At 60.2% G+C, this 7,881-nt stretch carries 5 protein-coding genes; 3 read left to right on the plus strand and 2 right to left on the minus strand.

Features of this window, described 5'->3' with window-relative positions:
* Positions 1-93: 93 nt before the first annotated feature.
* Entirely contained in the window at positions 94-1,734 is a 1,641-nt protein-coding gene (locus NW843_RS02265; RefSeq protein WP_414343208.1) for a 2-isopropylmalate synthase, read from the minus strand.
* A 71-nt stretch (positions 1,735-1,805) separates the two neighbouring features.
* The gene (locus NW843_RS02270) at positions 1,806-2,720 is read right to left on the minus strand and encodes an arylamine N-acetyltransferase family protein (protein WP_414521994.1); all 915 of its coding nucleotides are present in this window, start codon (positions 2,718-2,720) and stop codon (positions 1,806-1,808) included.
* 282 nt (positions 2,721-3,002) lie between these two features.
* Here NW843_RS02270 and NW843_RS02275 point away from each other — a divergent pair, with 282 nt between their 5' ends.
* The 3 genes from NW843_RS02275 (at position 3,003) to NW843_RS02285 (ending at position 7,844) form a co-directional block, all read left to right on the plus strand.
* Positions 3,003-3,284: a MoaD/ThiS family protein gene (locus tag NW843_RS02275; RefSeq protein WP_414357275.1), complete on the plus strand. Its 282-nt coding sequence runs from the start codon at positions 3,003-3,005 to the stop codon at positions 3,282-3,284.
* 59 nt (positions 3,285-3,343) lie between these two features.
* Positions 3,344-5,482: a polyribonucleotide nucleotidyltransferase gene (locus NW843_RS02280; RefSeq protein ID WP_011433060.1), complete on the plus strand. Its 2,139-nt coding sequence runs from the start codon at positions 3,344-3,346 to the stop codon at positions 5,480-5,482.
* A gap of 175 nt (positions 5,483-5,657) precedes the next feature.
* The gene (locus NW843_RS02285; RefSeq protein ID WP_414521995.1) at positions 5,658-7,844 is read left to right on the plus strand and encodes a CHASE2 domain-containing protein; all 2,187 of its coding nucleotides are present in this window, start codon (positions 5,658-5,660) and stop codon (positions 7,842-7,844) included.
* Positions 7,845-7,881: the final 37 nt, after the last annotated feature.

A 7,881-nucleotide genomic window follows, 5' to 3' on the forward strand; every position in this document is an offset into this window, starting at 1 on the left:
CTTCTTCCCCAAGAGGAGAGGGGCTGGGGGTGAGGGTCAGCAGCGAAGGATCCCAGCTTTGTTGGAAACGACTGAGATTCCCTAACCCTTCCCTCAGATCTTCTGGGCAGCAGCCTCGCGCTGGTCAGCCGTCGAGCGTGCCGCGTGCAGCGCAGAGTAGAGCTTGTTGAGGGCATTCATGTAGGCTTGGGCCGAAGCGACGATGATGTCGGTGTTGGCGGCATGGCCGGAAAAGATGCGGTCTTCGTGGCGCAGGCGGATGGTGACTTCCCCAATGGCGTCGATGCCGGCAGTAACCGATTGGACAGAAAACTCGATTAACTTGTTGGGGATATTGACAATGCGGTTGATGGCCTTGTACACCGCATCCACCGGGCCTGTGCCCACGGCAGCGTCCACCCGCTCTTCCCCTTCCGGGGTTACCAGGCGCACCGTGGCAGTGGGAGCCTCTCGATTGCCACACACCACTTGCACATGCTCCAGGCGGTAGAGTTCGGGCACCGGGCGAGTTTCGTCGTTAACAATCGCTTCCAGATCCAGGTCGGAGATTTCTTTTTTCTTGTCAGCCAGCTCTTTGAAGCGCAAGAAGGCCTTGTTCAGATCCTGCTCCGACAGCTCGAACCCCAGTTCTTTGAGGCGGGTGCGAAAGGCGTTGCGGCCCGAGTGCTTGCCCAACACCAAGGTGCTCGATTGCAGGCCGATGGTCTGGGCATCCATGATCTCATAGGTCTGGCGGTTCTTCAACATGCCGTCCTGGTGGATGCCAGATTCGTGGGCAAAGGCGTTGGAGCCGACGATAGCCTTGTTGGGCTGCACCAACATGCCAGTGAGGTTGGAGACGAGGCGCGAGGTGCGATAGATCTCCTGAGTTTTGATGTGGGTGAGGGGCTTCTCGGAGTCCACCGGCAGGCCGAAGTAGGGGTTGAAGTAGCTGCGCCGCACGTGCAGGGCCATCACCAACTCTTCCAGGGCTGTGTTGCCGGCCCGCTCACCAATGCCGTTGACCGTCACTTCCACCTGACGGGCGCCCTGCTTAATCGCTTCCAAGAAGTTGGCCACCGAAACCCCCAGATCGTCGTGGCCATGCACGGAAAGGATCGCTTGCTTAATGTTGGGCACATTTTCGCGGATGCCCTTGATCAGTTGGCCAAACTCCTCCGGCATGACGTAGCCGACGGTATCGGGGATGTTGATGGTTTTGGCCCCCGCCCGAATGGCCGCCTCGATGACCTGGTATAGGAACTCTGGGTCAGAGCGGGTGGCGTCCATCATGGAAAACTCCACATCCTCCACGAAGGACTTGGCGTAGGCCACCATCTCTTCGGCAATTTGCAGCACCTCAGCGCGGGTTTTGCGCAACTGATACTTCAGGTGAATGTCGGAGGTGGAGATGAAGGTGTGGATGCGGGGCTTGGCAGCGGGCTTTAGGGCTGCAGCGGCTGCCTCAATGTCCGGCTTGAGGGCGCGGGCCAGGCTGCAAATCACAGGGCCATCGGGGGTTCCCACCTGCTCGGCCACCTTCTGCACGGCCTCAAAGTCACCGGGGCTGGCATAGGCAAATCCCGCTTCGATGATATCGACGCCCAGCCGGGCCAACTGCCGGGCAATGGCCAGCTTTTCTTCGGTGTTGAGGGTGGCGCCGGGGCACTGCTCCCCGTCTCGCAGGGTGGTGTCGAAAATGAGTACATGATCCAAAGCTTGGCCATCAAACGCAGCGACCGCGGCAGCATCCATAACGGTTACTGGGATAACGAAACACTACCTCATTATTCTGACATTAACTGGGACATTAACTGGCAGGGGTTCTAGCCTTGTTTGGGGAAGATTTGGGTGGGCTCTGTTGAGACGTCATTGGGCTTGGGTCTTGCAACCTTTCCCCTGGGATCCCCAGCGGCGGCAGGAGATGGGGGAAGGCAGATCCCGAAGGCGCAGGCGAGCAGTTGTTCATACTCTTTCTCATCCCTGAGAGGGCGTTCCCAGCGGCCTTCTGGGGTGGTCTCGATCCACTTAAAAGAGCCATTGGCGCGGGCGGTGAGGGTGACCCGTCCGGTCGGAGTGGCCAGGGTGCAAAGGCGCAGCCGGGTAAACATCGATTCTGGCGAAGTTTGGTGAAAGTGGCACATGGGCTCGAACTCCTGCAGGGAGCGTGGGATCCGATCCAGAAGAAATAGAGTTTTCCAGGTGCGATCCGGCTGTTCCTGCTGAATGAGCCAATAACGGCAAGCAGTGGGATCCCCTGGCCAAGGGGTGAGGCGGTAGCGTCCTTCAGCCTGGGCTTGAACCCCAGGATCCCCCAGCCGCAGCGGTTCGCGAAAGGCATCCCCATACCCCACATCTGCCAGCCAGGCTGTATCGCCAATGTTCACCTGCACAGCCAAGTGGTCGCACTCAGGCCCAAAGCGGACATCGAACTCCGACCGGCTCACCTGTCCTGAGAGTAGGTGTACCGAAAACCCCATCCCCTGCAGGGCAGCGGCCAGCAGGCTGTTCAGCTCGAAGCAAAACCCACCCCGCCGCTCCCAGACAATCTTGTGAAACAGGGGATCCCGCTCCAGGCGAATGGCACGACCCCGATGAATGTCCAGATTTTCAAACGGCACCCGCAGCAGGTGGGCTAGGTGGATCTGGCGGAGGGTTTGCAGGGTGGGCTGGGTGGGGCCAACGTAGCCAATCCGATCCAAGTAGGCCCTGATTTGGGAGGGGGTCAGTGGCTCTAGCATCAGCACAGAAGCCGGTTGGCTGCCAAGCAAGCTTTTGGCCTACCCTAGCCTTGCCCCGGATCCCCGGCCAGAGCCAGAAGAACAGTTTTGTTTGGGCGACGCCCCAACCCCTCACCGGGATCTAGGAGGCGGGTATTTTTTCGCTTCTCCAGAGCCGATTCTTCTGGGGTTGTAGGGATCCCTGATGAGTAGGAGATGGGCAGAGGATTCTGGTGGACGGCCAGGCCCAAGCTTGCCCAAGATGGTTTACAAGACCGTCCAAAGCAGGTGGGAGCGCTACCGATGGCTGCTGCCCAAAATTTGCCCTCCGATGAGCTTTTTCCCATCACGCTGAAGCTCTTTGCCGTCTATCAAGAAGTAATCGGACAAACCGAGATGCGCCTGCAGGTGAGCCCTGGTACCACCGTCGGGCAGCTGTGCGATCAACTGATCCAGCGCTACCCCAGCTTGGCTCCTTGGCGCTCCCAAACGCGCTTCGGTCTCAACCTCAATTTTGTAGCTGCCGACACTCCCCTATCGGCGGGAGACGAAGTCGTCCTGATCCCTCCGGTCAGCGGGGGCTGAAAAGGAGCAAAAGGAGAATGCTACGATAGCGGCAAGAAAAAAAGAAGGCGAAGCGTTACATGGCAGAATACACTCGGTCGATTTCCTTTTATGGGCGGGAAATTGACATCAATATTGGGCTGATGGCCCCCCAGGCAGGGTGTGGGGTTTGGCTGACTTCGGGCGAAACCTCGATTTTGGTTACCGCCACACGGCAGCCAGGCCGGCCTGGCGTTGATTTTATGCCCTTGTTGGTCGATTACGAAGAGCGCCTCTACGCAGCGGGGCGGATCCCAGGGGGATATCTGCGGCGAGAAGGCCGGCCACCGGAACGGGCCACTTTGATCTCTCGCTTAATAGACCGACCCATTCGTCCGTTGTTCCCAGAATGGCTGCGGGATGATGTGCAGGTGGTGGCCACCACCCTCTCTGTAGATGATACGGTGCCGCCCGATGTGTTGTGTATTTTGGGAGCCTCGTTGGCCATTCACGGTGCTCGCATCCCCTTCAACGGCCCCGTGGCGGCGGTGCGGGTGGGCTTGGTCAAGGATGAATTTATCCTCAACCCCACCTATGCCGAAATTGAGGCGGGCGATCTGGATCTGGTGGTGGCCGGCTGTGCCGATGGCGTGATCATGGTGGAAGCCGGGGCCAACCAACTGCCGGAAAAGGATGTGGTGGAGGCCATCGAGTTTGGTTTCGAGGCCATCCAGGAGCTGCTCAAAGCCCAACAGCAAGTCCTGGCGGATCTCAACATCACCCCGGTAGAGCTACCCCCTCCCCCCAAAAACGAGGAGCTGATTGCTTTTGTGGAAGAGCAGGCTCAGGAGGGCATTCGCTCCATCCTCAGGCAGTTTTTGGACAAGACCAGCCGGGAACAGCAACTGGAGGAGCTCAAGGCCAAGCTGGAGGCCCAAATCCAGGAACGGCCAGAGGGGGATCCCTTGCGGCTCTATCTTCTGGAAAATCCCAAGGAGTTGGACAACCAGTTCAAGGCTCTGCTCAAGAAGCTGATGCGCCAGCAAATCCTGCAAGAGGGGGTGCGGGTGGATGGGCGCAAGCTGGACGAGGTGCGACCGGTCTCTTGCCGGGTGGGTTTGATCCCAAGGGTGCACGGCAGTGCCCTGTTCAATCGCGGCCTCACCCAAGTCCTTTCCATTACCACCCTCGGCACCCCCGGCGATGCCCAGGAGCTGGACGACTTGCACCCGGTGGATGAGAAGCGCTACATGCACCACTACAATTTTCCGGGCTTTTCGGTGGGAGAAACGCGGCCTTCACGCTCCCCGGGGCGGCGGGAGATTGGTCATGGGGCGCTGGCGGAGCGGGCCTTGGTGCCGGTGCTGCCCAAGGAAGAGGAGTTTCCCTATGTGGTGAGGGTGGTCTCGGAAGTGCTCTCCTCCAACGGCTCCACCTCGATGGGATCCGTCTGTGGCTCCACTCTTTCCCTAATGGATGCTGGGGTGCCGATCAAAGCGCCGGTCAGCGGGGTGGCCATGGGTCTTATCAAGGAGGGGGACGAGGTGCGCATCCTCACCGACATCCAGGGGATCGAGGACTTTCTGGGCGACATGGACTTCAAGGTGGCCGGTACGCGGGCGGGGATCACCGCTCTGCAAATGGACATGAAAATCACCGGCATCACCGTTGACGTGGTGGAACAGGCCATCCGGCAAGCCAAGGCCGGACGCGAGTTCATCCTCGACAAGATGCTGGAGACGATTGCTGCGCCTCGACCCCAGTTGGCCAAAACGGCTCCCCGTCTGCTCACGTTCAAGGTGGATCCGGAGGACATCGGCAAGATCATCGGCCCCGGTGGCAAGACCGTGCGCGGCATCACCGAAGCGACAGGGGCCAAGGTGGACATCAGCGACGACGGCACAATCACCGTGTCTTCCTCGGTGGGCGGCCAGGCGGAGGCGGCGCGGGCGATGATCGAAAATCTGGTGCGGCGGGTGGAAGAGGGGCAGGTGTATTTGGGCAAGGTGACCCGCATCATCCCCATCGGCGCTTTTGTGGAGTTTTTGCCCGGCAAAGAAGGCATGATCCACATTTCGCAACTGGCGGAGTACCGCGTCGGCAGGGTGGAAGATGAGGTGGCTGTGGAGGATGAGGTGGTGGTCAAGGTGCGCAGCATCGATCACAAAGGCCGCATCAACCTCACTCGCCTCGGCATTAGCCCTGAGGAAGCAGCGCGGGTGCGCAACCATCACCACTGAGGCTGCGGTTTTCCCCCAGCAACGGGGGGGCCAGGGATCCCCTCGACAGCCGCCGGCAGCGGCCAAAATGGCAGAGAAAACTCCATCGCGACAGCGGTGCGGAGCGCTTTTTAGCTGGCTCGCGTCTGCACTGCCGTTCGTGTGGTCGCGTCAGCGGTGCAAAGCCCTTTGCAATATGCCGGATCCCGTCCCTCCCTTTCTCGTTGGCCAAGGCTATACTTCTCCAGCTCGACTGTCCCCCTCCCGGCGGCGGCTGGGCTGGGCGTTGGCTTGGGGCTTGGGTTGGGCTGCTCTGCTTAACCTTTCTGCTCAGCATCCTTTGTTGGTGCGGATGGAGAGCGACGCCCAGGAGTGGCTGTACGCTTGGCGTGGCCCTCAGCAGCCTTCTCCCGAGGTGGTGATCGTCGGCATTGATGGTCGTATAGGACTCGATCGCGACAGCGGTGCGGAGCACGTTCCCGCTAACGGGAACAGCGGACAGGGGGAAAGCAATGGCCGCACCAGTGGTGCAGAGCACCTTGGCCAACATCAAGTTGACTTCCTTCTGGAACGGGCCAACTACGCCGGCCTGACGTTGCGTCTACTGGAAGAAGCTGAGGCCAGGGTGGTGGTGCTAAACCTGCCCAGCAGCTTTGTGGTACCTCAAAACCTGGGCAACGAGAACTTAGATGCCCCTCTGCGTCAGGTGGTACAGCGCTACCCAGATCGCTTGGTCTTGGCCACCCGCAGCAGCGAGAGCTTTGGCCGCTCCGAGATTAACATCTACAACCATTTCCTGCCCTTTTCTTCCCTGCGGCTGGAGTACTTGGTGCCGCCAGAACATGTGCAGGGGGTGGTGCAACATCGGGTAGACAGTGCTGGGATCCTGCGCCAGGCCCAGTTGCGGGGGCTCTACCTGCGCCGCGACAGCCAAGAGGAGCAGATGTTCGCCTCGGTCGAGGCTCTGGCTTTTGCCAAATACGACCCGGAGCGGGCCAGCCGCTGGTTTCGCGAGCGGGGTTTGCAGCCGATCCAATTCAACCCCCTCGGATCCCAGCACGGGATCCCCATTATCCCCATCGAACGGGTTTGCCCTCCAGCTGTTCTCCAGGCAGGATCCGGGTCTGTTGCCCCGATGATCAACCCCAGCCAAGCCTGCCGCGGCCAAGAAGGGATCCCTCCCCTTGACCCCGAAGTTGCCGACCAATTGCGGGACAAAATTGTCCTGGTGGGTTTTGTGGGCGGCTACCCCGAAACCTTCCCGGTGCGGACTGCGGATGGATCCCAGATTGCGGCGGTGGAGCTGCAGGCGCAAATCCTCTCCAGCCTGCTCACCGGAGAGGTCTACCAATCTGTGCCAGAGGGGGTGGCGGCTGCGGTGGTTTTGCTGCTGGGAGTGGGAACGGGACTGCTCTTGGTGCTTTATCGTCCCCCCCTACGTTCGCGTCAGCGGTGCGGAGCACTTTTGAGCCCTTGGGGCTGGAAGCAACAGCAGTTTCTCCTGCGACCTGTGGTGGGGCTTGCCGTTTACGAAGGGTGGGCTGTGGCCCAGTTTCTACTGGGGCGTTGGGTTTGGCCTCTCGTCTTGCCGGCCCTGGCCAGTGGGCTAACGGGGGTGAGCCTGCTGCTCACTTTGATCATTGTGGAGAATCAGGAGCGGCTCTTGGCCCAACAGCAGGAATTGGAGCGTCTGCGTCGGGCCGAACAGGAGGCCGCCATTGACCAGGCTCGCAAGCTGCTCTACCGAGTAGCCACCGACATTCACGACCGCGAGCTGCAGGAGTTGAAGGTGGTGATGGACAACTTGGAGAGCTTGCAATGGCAGCAGCACCAGGGAAAAGCTCCCGATCCCACCGTCTACGACCACCTGCTCGAGCAACTGGAGAGGATCGGACGCGGGATCCGGAATCAGCTCAACGATGTGCGCACTCTAGCTGCCAAGCTGCGCATCTCCCCCAGCTTACGAGAAGGGCTGCATCGAGGCATCGAGATCTATCTGGATGAACTGATCCAATCGGGCAGCCTAACGCTATCTGTAGAGCGGCAACTGCAACCGCTGCAGGAGCCCAACACCGGTGAGTGGTTTGATCAGCGAGAAGACATCTTGCGCTTTTTGCGGGAGGCCATCGGCAATGTCATCGCCCATGTACAACCCCCCAAAGGCAATGCTTCCTTTGTCAAGGTGTCGCTGGCCCAAACGGAGCGCCACTGCTGCCTTTCCGTGGTCAACGATGGTATCGAGTACGCTCCCGGCCTCAGCGGCGGCTACGGCAGCAAGGCCATGAACACCATCGCCCGCTATCTACCCAAGGGATCTTGGCACCGCACCCGCACCCCGGAAGGCCACACCCATGTCGAGCTGCACTGGGAGATGCCGCTGTAAACTACCCGACTCCGACCGCTAAAGCGGTACGGAGCGG

It is taken from the genome of Synechococcus sp. R5-12, from assembly GCF_047502655.1.
Taxonomy (GTDB): Bacteria; Cyanobacteriota; Cyanobacteriia; order Thermostichales; family Thermostichaceae; genus Thermostichus.

What these genes read in the sequence shown, in the direction of transcription:
- NW843_RS02265 (WP_414343208.1), bottom strand. Translation starts at nt 1,734, where the DNA reads ATGGATGCTGCCGCGGTCGCTGCGTTTGATGGCCAAGCTTTGGATCAT.
- NW843_RS02270 (WP_414521994.1), bottom strand. Translation starts at nt 2,720, where the DNA reads ATGCTAGAGCCACTGACCCCCTCCCAAATCAGGGCCTACTTGGATCGG.
- NW843_RS02275 (WP_414357275.1), top strand. Translation starts at nt 3,003, where the DNA reads ATGGCTGCTGCCCAAAATTTGCCCTCCGATGAGCTTTTTCCCATCACG.
- NW843_RS02280 (WP_011433060.1), top strand. Translation starts at nt 3,344, where the DNA reads ATGGCAGAATACACTCGGTCGATTTCCTTTTATGGGCGGGAAATTGAC.
- NW843_RS02285 (WP_414521995.1), top strand. Translation starts at nt 5,658, where the DNA reads ATGCCGGATCCCGTCCCTCCCTTTCTCGTTGGCCAAGGCTATACTTCT.